Source organism: Pseudomonas sp. S3_E10, assembly GCF_054667615.1.
Map to the genome: position 1 here is coordinate 3,874,559 of NZ_CP162743.1, position 17,512 is coordinate 3,892,070.

The following is a 17,512-nucleotide window of genomic DNA, read 5'->3' on the forward strand; positions in this document are numbered from 1 at the left end:
CTGTCTCGACCCTGCCAACGGGTGCAGCGCTAGGTTCTCAATAGCGCTGTAAGGGGGTTATCCAATGCCAGTCAGTCACGCTGACTGGCATTTTTGTTTCTGGGTAAAAACCCTTGAGCGGTAAAGGCTGGCGCGGCATCAGAGAAACCGAGCTCGGATCAGATCCGTATCGAACGGTGTTACCCCTTGATCAGGTGCAAACACCGCCTGTGCCTGCTGCGGTGAATCCACCCGTTCTCCGCGTGCTCGAACATGTAAATCGAACAGCGTTTTCAGATCTGGTCTTGGTATGTGTACCAACGCTCGCAGCATCAACGATACTCCACTGAGGTTGTTGCTGACGTTGTTCCACCGCGCTGATGAGGCGAGCCCCAAATCGGCCCAGATCATGCGCCGTTCCTGCAAGTCCATCACGAATGGCAGGCAGATTCCTGTGTCGGATGCGATATCGATACGGTCGAACACGGAGCGCGGTTCGAATGCTTCACCCGACGCCACGTCGGCCCGAGCCATCCAACCGGCGAAGCATTCCGGAAGATCGCAGTACGGTTGCTCGGTGAATGAGTTGATAGACGTGACAACGTAGCGAATACCTTTCTCAATGAGGACATCAAGGTCGAGATCGATGAACTCCGAAGCGCCTTCGGGCGCGTCGATGATATCGCCGCTGTGGCAGCCGCCAAAATCTTTCAGATTGTAGTATGCGACCGTTTGTTTGAACGCGAAGTTGGCGTCGAAAAATGCCGCAGACAGGTCAATGTCTGTACGTCCGCTACCGTTCTTCCACCATAGGAACAGGCGAATAAAACGTGTATCAGGCATGGGCAATCGACTACCGCGCACGAGTGTACGCAACGACTTCGATGAAGCCCGTTGCGCCAGTGGAGCCCTATATTCTTTTAACGCTGGATCGACGAAGCAGCGGCCTAGTGGCGGCAGCGAGGTAAAACGCGTTACGAGGGCGTCCTCGCAGATGCTGGCTGCACGAGCCAGCACGGTGGGATCGATAGGTTCGCGTCGATCCCTGATGCCGTAGATTTTGGCAAATGCGCCTTTCGGTATGAACGCCCTTAGCGGAAGGGGGCGGGGAGTGCGTAAGTGGGCCAGCAACTGCAGCAGAACAGGTGAGGACACCTGGCTTGCAATCGCCTCGAATGCGTCGAGAACCGACTCTGGTTCCGTCGCGCGCCGAAGAGTTACATCCAGCCGTCGTGCGAATTCACCAGGACGGCTCTGTAGCATCGGCGTCAGCGTGTCGATGTGACGCCGGGCGAGCAATGTTTCGACACGAGAACCAAATGAGGCGGGCGCTTCGTTGCGACGTGCTGCCCTAAGGGCGCCTAATGCTCTTGGGTACTTATCGGCGTAGTCGCCGGGATGCAACACTTCCGCCAGTCGTTTCCATCGCTCGGCATGGCGCATTAGGTCTTCTGTGGCGTGGGGGATATTGTCGAGCAAACGCAACAACAGACGGCGCGTCGAACGCTTCATCGCGGTGAATCGTGTGGTCGCAGTTGTCAGTGATACGTCTCCTCCACTCAGCGCGACTGCAAGTCGCAGCACGTCAGTGGCTGTTTCGACATTTCGCTCCAAGAAGGCTTCCACTCGCGTATCGTCGGCCACATGCACGAGCAGTGTGCCCCCCACCAGTGCCCGATTCTCCCGGAATGGTACGACCTCAGGCAGCAGGCGGAACACATCGCTTTTGTACGTTCGGATAAACCAGGCGACGTCGGCAGCTTCCTCTTCAGAGAGCGAGGTGCGCGATGAAACGAGCGGCTCGAGTAGTGACTCGAACTCAGAGACACTTCCCAATTCGATAACGCGAGATATGAAGTTGCCTTCAAGCATCGCAGGTCGAGAGTGCTCAGCCGCTGGTAAACGTCGAAGCGTGAGATAGTGCATGACGGCGTTAAGGTACAACTGCGCCTCTGATGCCGCCAGAACTTGCTCTGGAAAGTCAGGGTAAAACGGCCGATGGTGCACATGAGCGCCAGTTTCCCGCCGAAGTACTCCGACAATTTCACGCAGCCAGTGCTTGAGTTCGATCGCTGACAACATGCCGAGTCGCTCAATCAGAGGCTCCGCTAGTACGCATCGGAACGCCGTGACTTCCCGCACGGCAGACGCGACCTGAGCGCGCGTGGCTCCGCCAGTGCCCATCGGAACGTGAGCTTTGCATCGACGACGCAGGAACAGAGCCTGATTCATCCTTGATTTTCTCCCTTGGTCGCCGGCTTGGACGAACTGCAGCAGTGTTTTATTACTGATATAAAAACGCCTGCAGGAAGCAGGCGCGGTGTGGAGAGCGAAACCCCTAGGTCATAGGAGGTTAGAAGGAAGGTGTTTCATAGCCACGGCGGCATTCTACGTAAGGTCGTACTTGCTTGTCAGGTCGCGGTGTCTATCAACGGTAACAAGTTGCGTCGTCAGCAAATAGGGGTTGATAACCGACAAGTTGCCTGTCCACCGATGCGGTTGACTTGAATGATGGGAGCCCGGTTATTGGTCGGCATTCGCCAATAGGAAATATCCTGAAGCCAGCGTGATGGCGGTTTTTTGCGTAACATCGTTTAGCAAGTCTTGGCATCGCCGAGCCCTCTCATTTGTTTCATCTACCGTCTACGGCATCGCTTTTATTCGCGAAGGCGAAATGACGCGTCGGGCTGATATCGCGACCCTACGTGACATGATCATGCGCCGTGAGGTAGAGCCGGAGCGCTGGGAGCGTCGTTTCTCAAATGCGGATCTACACGATGATCTAGACGAGAACGAAATCAGGCGCGCCGCTCAGCAGGGTGAGAGGGGCGGTCACATCGACTCCGGGGCGGTATCAGAGCGCAGGTATTCCCCCATCGTGTAGAAATCTGGAACTCGGGCTCCTTACCCGACGGGGCAACAGCGGACGGCCTGAAAAACGGCCAGATTTCCATTCTGCGTAATCCGGACATAGCCCATATGCTTTATCTGCAAGGGCTCATGGAGAAACTTGGGCGTGGAGGAATGTTGATCAGCCATGCTTTCGCGGAGCAGGGTTTCCCGCCGCCGGAATGGCAAAGTGATGCCCAAGGCGTAACGTTGACACTGCGCACCCCGGAAGCTACCCCGGAAGTTATAAGGCTGCTCAACGCCTTGGATGGTGATTTGTCACGTAAGGAACTTCAGCTAGTTCTCGAACTTAAAGATGACGAGCATTTGCGCAAAAGCTACTTGCGACCTGCGTTGGCTGCCGGAGTGGTCGAGATGACACAGCCTGACAAGCCCAGCAGCAGCAAGCAGCGCTATCGGCTGACAGGAATTGGCTTGGGTTTGCAAAAACGGAAGCGAAAGTCCTGAGCAGGCTTTCACGATTGGAGCGCCCCAATTGGCAGGGCATGGCTGGGCAGTGACCAATCTTGCGCGAGGGGCGTGTGATCGACCGTCTAAGATCGCTCGTCATGCCGTTTGCCCCTCAACGTTCTGCAAAGATTGTCACCGTCGCGCCACATCCGAAAAATAAAACTTATCCAACGTATGCCGCGACTCGGTGTACTCGAATTGCCGTCCATCCTGCAAAAACGTCTGGTTACTCACCACGATCACATGACTTTGCCCTTCAAGGTCCAGGTGCGCCTGGTCGTCCTTGCTGCGGGGCAGGGCTTCGATGGTGCGTTGGGCGTAGCTGATTTGCAGTTGCAAGGTTTGCTCGATAAACGCGTAGATCGACTGTTCGGCAATCGTCTGGTCCAGCCCTGGGATCAGGTCGGCGACGAAGTGGTTGATGTCAAGGATCACCCGTTTGCCGCCGATGCGTCGTACGCGTTTGATGCGCGTGATGAGGGTGCCGGGTTCGGCCTCGATGTGTTGCAGCAGCGAACCTTCCAGTGGGAGTTGGGTGAACTCCACCACTTCGGTGTGTACGTCATCGCCCAGGTCGGCGTGGGTTTCGTGGAAGCTGACGATGCCGCCCAGTTGAAATTCGATCGGGTTGGGGGACAGCACGAAGGTGCCTTTGCCGTGGATCTTTTGCGCAAAACCACGCTCCTGCAACTGCTCGATGGCCCGGCGTACGGTGCCTCGGCTCGCCTGGTAGGTGTCCATCAGTTCGGTTTCGGAGGGAAGGCGCGTGCCACGCTGCAGGCGTTCAGTGGTGATGCTGGCAAGCAGATCCGTATAGATCTGGTTGTATTTGCTCATGGGGATGGCTCTGTGCCCGACTTTGGTGAAGGTGGTTGCGCGTTCAGGCAGGAACCTTAGTGGTGCCGCTCGCGTTTGTCCATTAGACCCACGCATATCGATCAGCCTGCGAAACGCAGAATTTCAAACTCGTACAGACGAGTTGTTGCTTTAACTCGTACAGACGAGTACTTTTGCTCTCGGCGTGCTGCCAATGACTGCCCTCAAATAAAAAAATCAAAGTGGAAACCAAGCATGAGCCACGACTATTCGAACATTGCCCGCGAGATCCTCGGAAACCTCGGGGGCCGCGACAACCTTGAGCAAGCCGCCCACTGCGTGACCCGCCTGCGCCTGGCGCTCAAGGACCCGGGCCTGGTCAATAACAGCGCGTTGAACCAGGTTGATCTGGTCAAAGGTTCGTTCTTCACCGGCGGCCTGTTCCAAGTGGTGATCGGCCCTGGCGAGGTGGAAAAGGTCTACGCCGCCCTGCGCGAACAGACCGGCCTGGCGGCGTCCACCATTGCCGACGTCAAGAAAGCCGGTGGCGACAAGACCAACCCCATGCAGCGTCTGGTGCGGGTGTTTTCCGACGTGTTCATGCCGATCCTGCCCGCGCTGATCATTGCCGGCCTGCTGATGGGCATCAACAACCTGATGGGTGCCAAGGGCATGTTCATCGAAGGCAAGACGTTGCTTGAGGCCTACCCGAACCTGGATGGCCTGTGGAGCCTGATCAACCTGATGGCCAACACCTCGTTCGTGTTCCTCCCGGCGCTGGTGGGCTGGTCGGCGGCCAAGCGCTTTGGCGGCAGTGAAATCCTCGGCATCGTGCTCGGCCTGATGCTGGTACACCCCGACCTGCTCAACGCCTGGAACTACGGCAAGGCAGTGGCTGGGCTCGACGGCCAGAGCCTGCCGTACTTCGATATTTTCGGCTGGTTCAAGATCGAAAAAGTCGGCTACCAAGGCCAGATTCTGCCGATCCTGATGGCCGCCTATGTGATGAGCGTGATCGAGAAATGGCTGCGCGCCCGGGTGCCGAATGCCATTCAACTGCTCGTCGTGCCGATCACGACCATCGTCGTCACCGGCGTGCTGGCGCTGGCGATCATCGGCCCGGTGACCCGCCATCTCGGCATCCTGATCACCGAAGGCGTGGTCACCTTGTTCGATTTGGCGCCGATGGTGGGCGGGGCGATTTTCGGCCTGCTGTACGCGCCGCTGGTGATCACCGGCATGCACCACATGTTCCTGGCCGTGGACCTGCAATTGATCTCCACCCAGGGCGGCACTTTTATCTGGCCGATGATCGTGATGTCCAACCTGGCCCAAGGCAGCGCCGCGCTTGCGGTGTTCTACATGACCCGCAACGCGCGGGACAAAAGCATGGCCTCCACGTCAGCAATCTCCGCTTATTTCGGCATCACTGAGCCGGCGATGTTCGGGGTAAACCTGCGCTTCAAGTTCCCGTTTTATGCGGCCCTGGTGGGCTCGGCACTGGGCAGCATTTTCCTGTCGCTGAACAAGGTGCAGGCCTCGGCCATCGGCGTGGGTGGCTTGCCAGGGTTTATCTCGATCGTGCCGGGTGCCATCCCGATGTTCGTGATCGGCATGGTGGTGGCGATGGTCGTGCCGTTTGCGCTGACGTGCATGTTGAGCATGAAGATCGTGCGGCCTGGGTATCGGGTTGCCTGATCTACCGCCATTGGGGCGAGCCCCCTCTCACAGGTTGGAATGCATTTCAAAACGGTGGGAGGGGGCTTGCCCCCGATGAGGCCCTCAAAGCCAACACACCACCCACTCAAGGAACCCACCATGCAAAACTGGCAACACTCGGTGATCTACCAGATCTACCCCAAAAGCTTCCACAGCCACGCGGGTAACGCCACCGGTGACCTGCTGGGCATCGTGGACAAACTCGACTACCTCCAATGGCTGGGCGTGGATTGCCTGTGGATCACCCCGTTCCTGCGCTCGCCGCAGCGCGACAATGGCTACGACATCAGTGATTACTACGCCATCGACCCCAGCTACGGGACCATGGCCGACTGCGAATTGCTGATCCGCGAAGCGGCCAAGCGCGGCATCAAGCTGATGCTCGATATCGTGGTCAACCACACCTCCGTCGAACATGTGTGGTTCCAGCAAGCGCGCAGCAGCCTCGACAACCCGTACCGCGACTTTTACATCTGGCGCGACCAACCGAACAACTGGGAATCCAAGTTCGGCGGCTCGGCCTGGGAGTACGAGGCGCAAACCGGGCAGTACTTTTTGCACCTGTTCGATCACACCCAGGCAGACCTCAACTGGGACAACCCGAAGGTGCGCGCCGAGGTGTTCAAGCTGATGCGTTTCTGGCGCGATAAAGGCGTGGGCGGTTTCCGCCTGGACGTGATCAACCTGATCTCCAAGCCTGCCGACTTTCCAGAAGACAGCAGCGACGGCCGCCGCTTCTACACCGATGGCCCCAACGTGCATGAATACCTGCAAGAGATGCACCGCGAAGTCTTCGAAGGTCATGAGTTGATCAACGTCGGCGAGATGTCCTCTACCAGCCTGGAACACTGCATTCGCTATTCGAACCCAGCGTCGAAAGAGCTGTCGATGACCTTCAACTTTCATCACCTGAAAGTGGATTACCCCAACCTGCAAAAGTGGGTGAAGGCCGACTTCGACTTCCTCCAACTCAAACGGATTTTCTCGGACTGGCAACAGGGCATGCAGGCCGGCGGCGGTTGGAACGCGTTGTTCTGGTGTAACCACGACCAGCCGCGAGTGGTCTCGCGCTTTGGCGATGACGGCGAATACCGCGTGGTCTCGGCCAAGATGCTCGCCACGGCGCTGCACTTCCTCCAGGGCACACCGTTTGTGTACCAGGGCGAAGAGCTGGGCATGACCAATCCGGGGTTTAACAGCATCGAGCAATACCGCGATGTGGAAACTCTGAACATCTTTCGTCTCAAGCGTGATGCCGGTGAGTCCGAGGCGTCGAGCATGGCGGCGATCATGCAGAAGTCCCGCGACAACGGGCGCACGCCGATGCAGTGGAGTGCGCAGCCCAATGCCGGTTTCAGCAGCGGTGAACCGTGGATCGGCATTCCGGCCAACGCGGCGCGGATCAACGTCGACAGCCAGCGGGATGATCCGGACTCGGTGCTGCATCACTACCGTGCGCTGATCGCCCTGCGGCGCCACGAACCGCTGATCCAGGCAGGCATTTACCGCGAACTGCTGCAAGACCACCCCCAGGTCTGGGCGTACCTGCGCGAAGGCGCCGCCGAGCGCCTGCTGGTGCTGAACAACTTTTATGGCCGGCCCTGCGAAATCCAACTGCCCGATGGTGTGATCGGCGCGGCGAGCGAGCAGCGCCTGTTGATCAGCAACTACCCCGATTGCCCGTTGCGCACGCGCACTGTGGTGTTGCGTCCGTATGAGTCCTTTGTGCTTCACCTCAAGCACTGACACCCGTTGTAAACCCCGTATGGGAGTGCGGGGCGCTTGACCCAAAACATAATAAAAATATCGGAGTGCTTCATGAAAACAACAATAAAGCTGGGCCTCGTTGCATCCTGCCTGAGCCTGCCGTTCGGCGCTCAGGCCCTGGAATTTGCCGGTTACTTGCGTAGCGGTGCAGGCACTTCGACAGGCAGCGGCCCGCAGCAGTGTTTCCAACTGCCGGGGGCGCAATCCAAATACCGTCTGGGCAACGAATGCGAGCAATACGGCGAACTGGAGTTGCGCCAGGACCTGCTCACGCTCGACGACGGCTCGGTGCTCAGCGTCGACGCCATGGCCTCGCTCTACAACAAGTACGACCGGGAGCTGAAGTTCCAGGGCGAGGACAACGGCTCGGCGCGCATGCCGCAGATGTACGCGCAATGGTCGAACCTGCCCGCCCTCAACGGCGGTTCGCTGTGGGCCGGTCGGCGTTACTACAAGCGTAATGACATCCATATCTCCGATTTCTACTACTGGAACCAGAGCGCCACGGGCGGCGGTATCGAGGACGTGCTGATCGGCGATCTCAAATACAGCTACGCGATTTCGCGCAAGGACAACCTGTACCAGAAGGAATACGCCACCCGTCATGACTTCAACGTCGCGGGTTTCAAGACCAACCCCGGCGGCGAGTTGGAGCTGGGCGCCAGCTACATCGAAAGGGCCGGTGGGCGCGACACCCACAGCGGCTGGGCCCTGACCGCGCAGCATGTGCAAAAGCCGTTTCTGGGCGGCAAGAACAAGTTCGCCCTGCAGTACGGCGAAGGCCCCGGTACCGGCCTTGGGTACACCGGCAATACCTTCTTGGACAAGAGCAGCAAAAGCTACCGCGCCGTGGAGTTTTTTGACTGGCAGGTAACCCCGCGTTTCGGTGGCCAGATCGAGGCCGTGTACCAGAAGGACATTCGTCCCGGCAGCCAGGACCAGACCTGGATGTCGCTCGGCGTGCGCCCGGCGTATGCGGTCAGTGAACAATTCAAACTGGTTGCCGAGTTGGGCCATGATCAAGTCGACGCCAGCGGCGGTACACGCAAGCTGAGCAAATTTACCTTCGCCCCCACCTGGTCGCCCAAAGGCCCGGATTTCTGGGCCCGGCCGGAGGTGCGCGTGTACTACACCTATGCGACCTGGAACGAAGCGGCCAAACGAGCGGCGAATGAACTGGCGGCGGGTTCGGCGTTGTCCGACACCGGTTCCTACGGCACCGCGCGGCATGGCTCGAACTTCGGTGTGCAAGTCGAATACTGGTGGAAATAAAGGCGGGCGGGGTAAGCCCCTCCCACAGCCGCTCCCTGTATTCACGGGATGTGAATCCGCCCAATGATTTTTACGGAACAAAACAGCAGGTGACCTCCATGACCCCATCTAAACCCTTGGAATTGCTGGCGCCCTTGTCGGGTGTGCTGCTGGAGCTGGGTCAGGTGCCCGACCCGGTATTCGCCAGCCGCATGATCGGCGACGGCCTGTGCATCGACCCCACCTCGCAGACACTCTGTGCGCCGTTGGCTGGCGTGATCAGCAACATCCAGGACACGGGGCATGCGGTGAGTATCACCGACGACAACGGTGTGCAGGTGCTGCTGCATATCGGCCTGGACACGGTGAACCTGGCGGGCAAGGGCTTCACCCGATTGGTCGAAGAGGGCCAGAGCGTGGAAGCCGGGCAGGCGTTGATCGAATTCGAGGCCGACTATGTGGCGCTAAATGCCCGCAGCCTGCTGACGTTGATGCTGGTGGTCAGCGGCGAACCGTTTACGCTATTGGCCGACGATGTGGTGGAGACCGGCCAGCCGCTGCTGCGGTTATCCCCCATTGAAGCCCTTGACGCGGTGGACGAGGAGGAGGGCGACGCACTGTTCTCCAAGCCGCTGACCTTGCCCAACGCCAACGGCTTGCACGCGCGCCCTGCGGCGGTGTTCGCCCAGGCGGCGAAGGGGTTCAATGCGAGCATCTACCTGCACAAGCAAACCCAGAGCGCCAACGCCAAGTCGCTGGTGGCGATCATGGCGCTGCAAACCGTGCAGGGTGATACGTTGCAAGTCAGCGCGGCGGGGCAAGATGCCGACGCGGCAATCACGGCATTGGTCGCGTTGTTGCTGCAAGGGTGCGGCGAGCCCGTCGTCGCCCCCGCTGCGGTGGTTGCACCGCTGTTGTCGTCGACCTTGCTGACGGGCGTGTGTGCTTCGCCGGGTTCGGCGTTTGGCCAAGTGGTTCAAGTGCGTGAGCCCGAGCTGAACATTATCGAAGAGGGCACCGGTGAAGCCGCCGAACGCGCTGCGCTGGAACGCGGCCTGCGCGCCGCAACCGAGGCATTGCAAGCCTTGCAAAACCAAGCTGCCGGCAGTGCCCAGGCAGAGATTTTCCGCGCTCATCAGGAACTGCTCGAAGACCCGACGTTGCTGGAGCAAGCCCATGCGCTGTTGGCCGCTGGCAAGAGTGCCGCATTTGCCTGGCGCAGCGCCACGCAGGCCACCGTCAAACTGTTCCAGGGCTTGGGCAATACGCTGATCGCCGAGCGCGCTGCAGACCTGGCCGATGTCGGCCAGCGCGTACTCAAGCTGATCCTCGGTATTCAAGACAGCGCCTGGGATGTGCCCGAATGCGCGATCCTGGTGGCCGAACAGCTCACCCCCTCGCAAACCGCCAGCCTGGATACCCGCAAGGTGCTGGGCTTTGTCACCGTCGGCGGCGGCGCGACCAGCCACGTGGCGATCCTCGCCCGCGCCCTCGGCTTGCCGGCCATTTGTGGTGTGCCGGTTCACGTCTTGGCCCTGGCCAATGGCAAGCAGGTGCTGCTCGATGCCGACAAAGGCGAACTGCACCTGGACCCGGACCTGGCTGAGATCGAACACTTGGAAGCCGCGCGCCAACAGCAGGTTGTACGACACCAGCGTGATCTGGCGCAGGCGGCATTGCCGGCCACCACCCGCGACGGCCATCACGTGGAAATCACCGCCAACGTCGCTTCGTTGCAGGAAGTGCAGCAATCCCTGGCTCTCGGCGGTGAGGGCGTGGGCCTGTTGCGTTCGGAATTCCTCTACCTGGACCGCAACCGCGCGCCGAGCCCCGACGAGCAGGCCGGCACTTACACCGCGATCGCCCAAGCCCTGGGCGCCGGGCGTAACCTGGTGGTACGCACCCTGGACGTCGGTGGCGACAAACCGTTGGCCTACGTGCCCATGGCGGCCGAGACCAACCCGTTTCTTGGCCTGCGCGGCATTCGCTTGTGCCTGGAGCGACCGGAACTGCTGCGCGAACAGTTTCGCGCGATCCTGGCCAGCGCCGGTTTTGCGCGGTTGCACATCATGTTGCCGATGGTCAGCCTGCTGTCGGAGCTGCAGCTGGCGCGCGAGATCCTTGAAGAGGAAGCGCTGGCGCTGGGGCTCAGTGAGTTACCGAAGCTGGGCATCATGATCGAAGTACCGTCTGCCGCGCTGATGGCGGATGTCTTCGCGCCCCATGTGGATTTTTTCTCCATCGGCACCAATGACCTGACGCAATACACCCTGGCCATGGACCGTGACCACCCACGCCTGGCCAGCCAGGCCGACAGCTTTCACCCGGCCGTGCTGCGCCTGATCGCCACCACCGTCACGGCGGCCCACGCCCATGGCAAGTGGGTCGGCGTCTGTGGAGCACTGGCCTCCGAAGCCCTGGCCGTGCCGGTATTGATTGGGCTGGGGGTGGATGAGCTGTCGGTCAGCGTGCCGTTGATCCCCACTATCAAGGCCGCCGTGCGGGAGTTGGCGCTGGCCGACTGTCAGGTCATCGCCCAGCAGGTGCTGGGCCTTGCGGAAGCGGCGCAGGTGCGTGAGGCGTTGCGCGTCTATCACGCGGCCACCGTCGAACCATCACCTGTGCTGGAGAACTGAGCATGTTGGATAAATTGAAGCAGGCGTTCTGGAAAGCCCTGACCCCGGATTTGATTGCGGAGACGGTAGCGGCGCCCGCGCCAGGCCTGGTGTCGGCGCAGGTGCTGGCGGCGCTGGGGGGTGTGGATAACCTTAAGTCGCAACAGCGTGTGGCGCTGACGCGGGTGCGCGTGCACCTGCAGGACCCGAACAAGCTTGATGCCGTGGCGTTAAAAGCGGCGGGGGTAGCGGGGGTGATGGTGCTAGCGGGCGGGGTGGTCCATCTGCTGACCGGCCTCCAGGCCGAATAGCGATCAGGACGTGGGAGGGGGAGGAGCCCTTCCTCCAGTGAGCGTTCTTACAGTTGCGGGTTATCTTCCGGCGGCTTGGTCTTGTCTACGCCCGGAACATGCAAGTTGCCTTCGACCACCTGGTTGCCTTCGAGCTGCGGCTGGGTTACCCAGGTGAGGATGTCGTAGTAGCGCCGGATGTTCGCCACGAAGTGCACCGGCTCGCCGCCCCGGGCGTAGCCATAGCGGGTTTTGCTGTACCACTGCTTCTGCGACAGGCGCGGCAGCATCTTCTTTACGTCCAGCCACTTGTTCGGGTTCAGGCCTTCTTTTTTCGCCAGCAGACGCGCGTCGTCCAAGTGGCCGGTGCCTACGTTGTAGGCGGCGAGGGCAAACCAGGTACGGTCCGGCTCGGCGATGCTGTCGTCCAACTCATCCTTGATCTTGGCCAGGTACTTGGCGCCGCCCATGATGCTCTGCCTGGCGTCCAGGCGGTTGGATACGCCCATCGCCTGGGCGGTGTTCTGGGTCAGCATCATCAGGCCGCGCACGCCGGTCTTGGAGGTGACCGCCGGTTGCCACAGCGATTCCTGATAACCGATGGCGGCCAGTAAGCGCCAATCGACCTTTTCTTCCTTGGCGTAGGCGCGAAAGTGTTTCTCGTACTTGGGCAGGCGTTGCTGCAGATGCTGGGCGAAGGTGTAGGCGCCGACATAACCGAGTACATCGACATGTCCGTAGTAGCGATCCTTGAGACGCTGCAGGGTGCCGTTTTTTTCAACCTTGTCCAGGTAGCTGTTGATCTCGTTGAGCAGGCTGTTGTCTTCGCCGGGGGCTACGGCCCAGCTCTGGTTGCTGGCGTTGCCGAGGTCGAACGCCACGCGCACGTTGGGGAAGTACACCTGGTTCATCGCCACTTCGTTGGAGTCCACCAGGGTCAGGTCGATTTGCCCCTCGTCCACCATGCGCAGCAAGTCGACGACTTCAACGGCGTCGGACTCTTCGTATTCGATTGCAGGATTCTGCTTTTTAAGCTCAGCCAATTGTTCGGCGTGGGTGCTGCCCTTGAGCACCATGATCTTCTTGCCCGCCAGGTCCGCCGCGTTGGTCGGGCGCGACTGGCCGTTGCGGTAGATAATCTGCGGGGTGACTTCAAGGTAAGGGTGGGAGAACCGCACCTGCTGCTGGCGCTGCTCGCTGCTCACCAGGCCGGCGGCGGCGAGCACCGGGCCGTTGGGTTTGCTCAACTGGCCGAACAGGTCGTCGAGGTTGTCGGCGGTCTCTATCTCCAGTTTCACGCCCAGGTCGTCGGCAAAGCGTTTGACCAGTTCGTATTCGAAGCCGGTTTCGCCGTTACGGTCCTGGAAATACGTGGCCGGGCTGTTTCGGGTTATCACCCGCAATACGCCATCCTCCTTGATTCGCTCGAGCGTGCTGGGTTTATCAACACAGGCGCTGAGCAGCAAAAAGAGTCCGGTGGCGAAGAGCCATTTGGCGCATCGCGGGCGCAAAGCAGTTGGTGAGAACATCTGCGCAGTATACGCAAACGGCCCACGGCGCCATATCTCGACAGCGAGGGTCTTGTCTGCTAGCACGGGGAAAACTGTGCTGCAGCCCGCAGAAACGTGGCTTGGCGCCCAATTGTGACGGTTAAAATAACTGCTCGGAATGCCTGGTATCGCGCCCCGATACGGGGCAATCCGTGCCAACTGACGTTCGGCAGCGGCCAGCCATGCCGTTTCGAGTGCCGTTGGCGCAGGTTTACGCTAGAATGCACGGCCTCAAAGCACACCCCTTCCCGAGGCTGTCCCGAAGATGTTGATCCTGCGCGGCGCTCCTGCCCTTTCTGCCTTTCGCCACAGCAAACTCCTTGAACAACTGAGCCAGAAGGTTCCAGCGGTTACAGGCCTGTATGCTGAATTTGCTCACTTCGCCGACGTTACCGGCGTATTGACCGCCGACGAACAGCAAGTGCTGGCACGCCTTCTGAAGTACGGCCCAAGCGTTCCCGTTCAAGAGCCGACCGGCCGCTTGTTCCTGGTTCTGCCACGGTTCGGCACCATCTCGCCCTGGTCGAGCAAGGCCAGCGACATCGCCCGCAACTGCGGCCTGGACAAGATCCAGCGCCTGGAACGTGGGATCGCGTTCTACGTGGCTGGCCAGTTCAGCGATGCCGAGGCCGAGCTGATCGCCAGCAGCCTGCACGACCGCATGACCCAGATCATCGTCAGCCAGCTGGAACAGGCCGCCGGCCTGTTCAGCCACGCCGAACCCAAGCCGCTCACCGCGATTGACGTACTCGGCGGCGGCCGCGCCGCTCTCGAAAAGGCCAACACCGAACTGGGCCTGGCCCTGGCCGAAGACGAGATCGACTACCTGGTCAACGCCTTCAACGGCTTGAAGCGCAACCCGCACGACATCGAACTGATGATGTTCGCCCAGGCCAACTCCGAGCACTGCCGGCACAAGATCTTCAACGCCAGTTGGGATATCGACGGCCAAAGCCAGGAAAAAAGCCTGTTCGGCATGATCAAGAACACCTACGTGATGCACAGCGAAGGCGTTCTGTCGGCTTATAAGGACAACGCCTCGGTCATCGTCGGCAGCGTCGCCGGCCGTTTCTTCCCGGACCCGCAAACCCGCCAGTACGGCGCGGTGCAGGAGCCGGTGCACATTCTGATGAAGGTTGAAACCCACAACCACCCGACCGCGATTGCCCCGTTCCCGGGCGCAGCCACCGGTTCCGGCGGCGAGATTCGCGACGAAGGCGCTACCGGGCGTGGCGCCAAGCCAAAGGCGGGCCTCACCGGTTTCACCGTGTCCAACTTGCAAATCCCAGGCTTCGAACAGCCATGGGAAGTGCCGTACGGCAAGCCTGAGCGCATCGTCACCGCGCTGGACATCATGATCGAAGGCCCGCTCGGCGGCGCCGCGTTCAACAACGAGTTCGGGCGCCCGGCACTTACCGGTTACTTCCGTACGTTCGAGCAGTCCATCACCACCCCGCGTGGCGATGAAGTGCGCGGTTACCACAAGCCGATCATGTTGGCCGGCGGCATGGGCAACATCCGTGAAGAGCACGTCAAGAAAGGCGAGATCCTGGTCGGCTCCAAGCTGATCGTGCTCGGCGGCCCGGCCATGCTCATCGGCCTGGGCGGCGGCGCGGCTTCCTCCATGGCCACCGGCACCAGCTCGGCCGACCTGGACTTCGCCTCCGTACAGCGCGAAAACCCTGAGATGGAACGTCGCTGCCAGGAAGTCATCGACCGTTGCTGGCAGTTGGGTGACAAGAACCCGATCAGCTTCATCCATGACGTCGGCGCCGGTGGTTTGTCCAACGCCTTCCCGGAACTGGTCAACGATGGCGAGCGGGGTGGCCGTTTCGAACTGCGCAATATTCCAAACGACGAGCCGGGCATGGCCCCGCACGAAATCTGGAGCAACGAATCCCAGGAACGCTACGTACTGGCCGTCGGCCCTGACGATTTCGCGCGCTTCCAGGCCATCTGCGAACGCGAGCGTTGCCCGTTCGCCGTGGTCGGCGAAGCCACTGCCGAACCGCAGCTTACTGTTACCGACAGCCACTTCGGCAACAGCCCGGTGGACATGCCACTCGAAGTGCTGCTGGGCAAAGCCCCGCGCATGCACCGTTCGGCCGTACGCGAAACCGAGCTGGGCGATGATTTCGACCCAAGCCACCTCGACCTGGCCAACAGTATCGAGCGCGTGCTGCACCACCCGGCCGTGGCCAGCAAAAGCTTCCTGATCACCATCGGCGACCGCACCATCACCGGCCTCGTTGCCCGTGACCAAATGGTCGGCCCATGGCAAGTGCCGGTGGCTGACGTTGCCGTCACGGCCACCAGCTTCGACGTGTACACCGGTGAAGCCATGGCCATGGGCGAGCGCACGCCGCTGGCCCTGCTGGACGCTCCGGCGTCGGGCCGCATGGCCATCGGTGAAACCCTCACCAACATCGCCGCTTCCCGCATCGGCAAGCTGTCCGACATCAAATTGTCGGCCAACTGGATGTCCGCTGCCGGCCACCCCGGCGAAGATGCGCGCCTGTACGACACCGTCAAGGCTGTCGGCATGGAGCTATGCCCGGAACTGGGCATCACCATTCCGGTGGGCAAGGACTCCATGTCCATGGCCACCCGCTGGAACGATGAAGGCACCGACAAGAGCGTGACCTCGCCGCTGTCGCTGATCGTTACCGGTTTTGCGCCGGTTACCGATATCCGCCAGACCCTCACCCCGCAACTGCGCATGGACAAGGGCACCACCGACCTGATCCTGATCGACCTGGGCCGTGGCCAGAACCGCATGGGCGCTTCGATCCTGGCGCAGACCCACGGCAAGCTCGGCAAGCAGGCCCCGGACGTCGACGACGCCGAAGACCTCAAGGCCTTCTTCGCCGTGATCCAGGGCCTCAACGCCGACGGTCACCTGCTGGCCTACCACGACCGTTCCGACGGTGGTTTGCTGACAAGCGTGGTCGAGATGGCCTTCGCCGGTCACTGCGGCTTGAACATCGTGCTCGACAGCGTTGCCGAGGATGCTGCCGAAATCAACGGCATCCTGTTCAACGAAGAGTTGGGTGCGGTGATCCAGGTGCGCCAGGACGCTACCCCGGACGTGCTCGCCCAATTCAGTGCCGCTGGCCTGGACGACTGCGTGGCCGTGATCGGCCAGCCGATCAACAACGGCGAAATCAATATCTCGTTCAACGGCGACACGGTCTTTACCGGTCAGCGCCGCTTGCTGCAACGCCAGTGGGCCGAGACCAGCTACCAGATCCAGCGCCTGCGTGATAACGCCGACTGCGCCGAGCAGGAATTCGACGTGATCCTGGAAGAAGACAACCCGGGCTTGAGCACCATGCTCAGCTTCGACGTCAACCAGGACATCGCCGCGCCTTACATCAAGAAAGGCATCCGCCCACAAGTTGCCGTACTGCGTGAGCAGGGCGTCAACGGCCAGGTGGAAATGGCGGCTGCGTTCGACCGTGCCGGCTTCAACGCAATCGACGTGCACATGAGCGACATCCTCGCCGGTCGCGTTGACCTCAATGAGTTCAAAGGCCTGGTGGCCTGCGGTGGTTTCTCCTACGGCGACGTGCTGGGTGCCGGTGAAGGCTGGGCCAAGTCGGCGCTGTTCAACAGCCGTGCCCGCGATGCGTTCCAGGGTTTCTTCGAACGTAACGACAGCTTCACCCTGGGTGTGTGCAACGGTTGCCAGATGATGTCCAACCTCAGCGAACTGATCCCGGGCAGCGAGTTCTGGCCGCACTTTGTGCGTAACCGTTCCGAGCAGTTTGAAGCGCGCGTGGCCATGGTGCAGGTGCAGGAGTCCAACTCGATCTTCCTGCAAGGCATGGCCGGTTCGCGCATGCCCATCGCCATCGCCCACGGCGAAGGCCATGCCGAATTCAGCAGCGAAGAAGCGTTGCTCGAAGCCGACCTGTCCGGCACCGTGGCCCTGCGCTTTGTGGATAACCACGGCAAGGTCACCGAGACCTACCCGGCCAACCCGAACGGCTCGCCGCGCGGAATCACCGGCCTCACCAGCCGCGACGGCCGTGTGACCATCATGATGCCGCACCCGGAGCGGGTATTCCGCGCGGTGCAGAACTCGTGGCGCCCCGAAGAGTGGAACGAAGACGGCGCCTGGATGCGCATGTTCCGCAACGCGCGCGTGTGGGTGAACTAAGAC

Annotated in this window: 10 protein-coding genes; 7 read left to right on the forward strand and 3 right to left on the reverse strand. The window is 60.8% G+C overall.

The genetic code is table 11. The annotated features are described in order from the left end of the window. Window positions 1–138: 138 nt before the first annotated feature. Window positions 139–2,211 carry a TerD family protein gene (locus AB4N98_RS17690; protein ID WP_065876681.1) on the reverse strand — a complete coding sequence of 691 codons (2,073 nt, stop codon included), beginning with the start codon at window positions 2,209–2,211 and terminating at the stop codon, window positions 139–141. Between the two features lie 654 nt (window positions 2,212–2,865). Here AB4N98_RS17690 and AB4N98_RS17695 point away from each other — a divergent pair. Then, entirely contained in the window at window positions 2,866–3,336 is a 471-nt protein-coding gene (locus tag AB4N98_RS17695) for a Fic family protein (protein ID WP_241665020.1), read from the forward strand. A gap of 135 nt (window positions 3,337–3,471) precedes the next feature. On the opposite strand, the gene treR is transcribed toward AB4N98_RS17695, so the two are convergent. Beyond that, complete coding sequence (gene treR / locus AB4N98_RS17700) at window positions 3,472–4,176, reverse strand: trehalose operon repressor (protein ID WP_017529999.1); 705 nt, start codon at window positions 4,174–4,176, stop codon at window positions 3,472–3,474. A gap of 234 nt (window positions 4,177–4,410) precedes the next feature. On the opposite strand from treR, the gene treP reads away from it, so the two are divergent. From treP to AB4N98_RS17725, 5 genes are all read left to right on the forward strand, one after another. Beyond that, window positions 4,411–5,853: a PTS system trehalose-specific EIIBC component gene (gene treP / locus AB4N98_RS17705; RefSeq protein WP_017529998.1), complete on the forward strand. Its 1,443-nt coding sequence runs from the start codon at window positions 4,411–4,413 to the stop codon at window positions 5,851–5,853. 120 nt (window positions 5,854–5,973) lie between these two features. Next, window positions 5,974–7,620 (forward strand): alpha,alpha-phosphotrehalase, encoded by a 1,647-nt coding sequence (gene treC, locus AB4N98_RS17710; RefSeq protein ID WP_065876678.1) that lies wholly within the window; start codon window positions 5,974–5,976, stop codon window positions 7,618–7,620. 72 nt (window positions 7,621–7,692) lie between these two features. Next, a complete protein-coding gene (locus tag AB4N98_RS17715; protein WP_017529996.1) occupies window positions 7,693–8,913 on the forward strand; it encodes a maltoporin in 1,221 nt (406 codons plus the stop codon). 98 nt (window positions 8,914–9,011) lie between these two features. Next, on the forward strand, window positions 9,012–11,528 hold the full coding sequence (gene ptsP / locus AB4N98_RS17720) for a phosphoenolpyruvate--protein phosphotransferase (RefSeq protein ID WP_368949672.1): 2,517 nt from the start codon (window positions 9,012–9,014) through the stop codon (window positions 11,526–11,528). A gap of 2 nt (window positions 11,529–11,530) precedes the next feature. After that, the gene (locus AB4N98_RS17725) at window positions 11,531–11,818 is read left to right on the forward strand and encodes a PTS transporter subunit EIIB (protein WP_065876676.1); all 288 of its coding nucleotides are present in this window, start codon (window positions 11,531–11,533) and stop codon (window positions 11,816–11,818) included. 47 nt (window positions 11,819–11,865) lie between these two features. Here the strand turns inward: AB4N98_RS17725 and mltF are convergent, their stop codons facing one another. Then, window positions 11,866–13,326, reverse strand: coding sequence for a membrane-bound lytic murein transglycosylase MltF (gene mltF, locus AB4N98_RS17730; RefSeq protein ID WP_017529993.1), 1,461 nt, complete (start codon window positions 13,324–13,326; stop codon window positions 11,866–11,868). Window positions 13,327–13,612: 286 nt separating this feature from the next. Here mltF and purL point away from each other — a divergent pair, with 286 nt between their 5' ends. Next, the gene (gene purL / locus AB4N98_RS17735; protein ID WP_017529992.1) at window positions 13,613–17,509 is read left to right on the forward strand and encodes a phosphoribosylformylglycinamidine synthase; all 3,897 of its coding nucleotides are present in this window, start codon (window positions 13,613–13,615) and stop codon (window positions 17,507–17,509) included. Window positions 17,510–17,512 lie beyond the last annotated feature (3 nt).

Bases quoted from the DNA above. Each gene is read 5' to 3' on its own strand.
- AB4N98_RS17690 (WP_065876681.1), bottom strand. From the start codon at position 2,211: ATGAATCAGGCTCTGTTCCTGCGTCGTCGATGCAAAGCTCACGTTCCG.
- treR (WP_017529999.1), bottom strand. From the start codon at position 4,176: ATGAGCAAATACAACCAGATCTATACGGATCTGCTTGCCAGCATCACC.
- treP (WP_017529998.1), top strand. From the start codon at position 4,411: ATGAGCCACGACTATTCGAACATTGCCCGCGAGATCCTCGGAAACCTC.
- treC (WP_065876678.1), top strand. From the start codon at position 5,974: ATGCAAAACTGGCAACACTCGGTGATCTACCAGATCTACCCCAAAAGC.
- AB4N98_RS17715 (WP_017529996.1), top strand. From the start codon at position 7,693: ATGAAAACAACAATAAAGCTGGGCCTCGTTGCATCCTGCCTGAGCCTG.
- ptsP (WP_368949672.1), top strand. From the start codon at position 9,012: ATGACCCCATCTAAACCCTTGGAATTGCTGGCGCCCTTGTCGGGTGTG.
- AB4N98_RS17725 (WP_065876676.1), top strand. From the start codon at position 11,531: ATGTTGGATAAATTGAAGCAGGCGTTCTGGAAAGCCCTGACCCCGGAT.
- mltF (WP_017529993.1), bottom strand. From the start codon at position 13,326: ATGTTCTCACCAACTGCTTTGCGCCCGCGATGCGCCAAATGGCTCTTC.
- purL (WP_017529992.1), top strand. From the start codon at position 13,613: ATGTTGATCCTGCGCGGCGCTCCTGCCCTTTCTGCCTTTCGCCACAGC.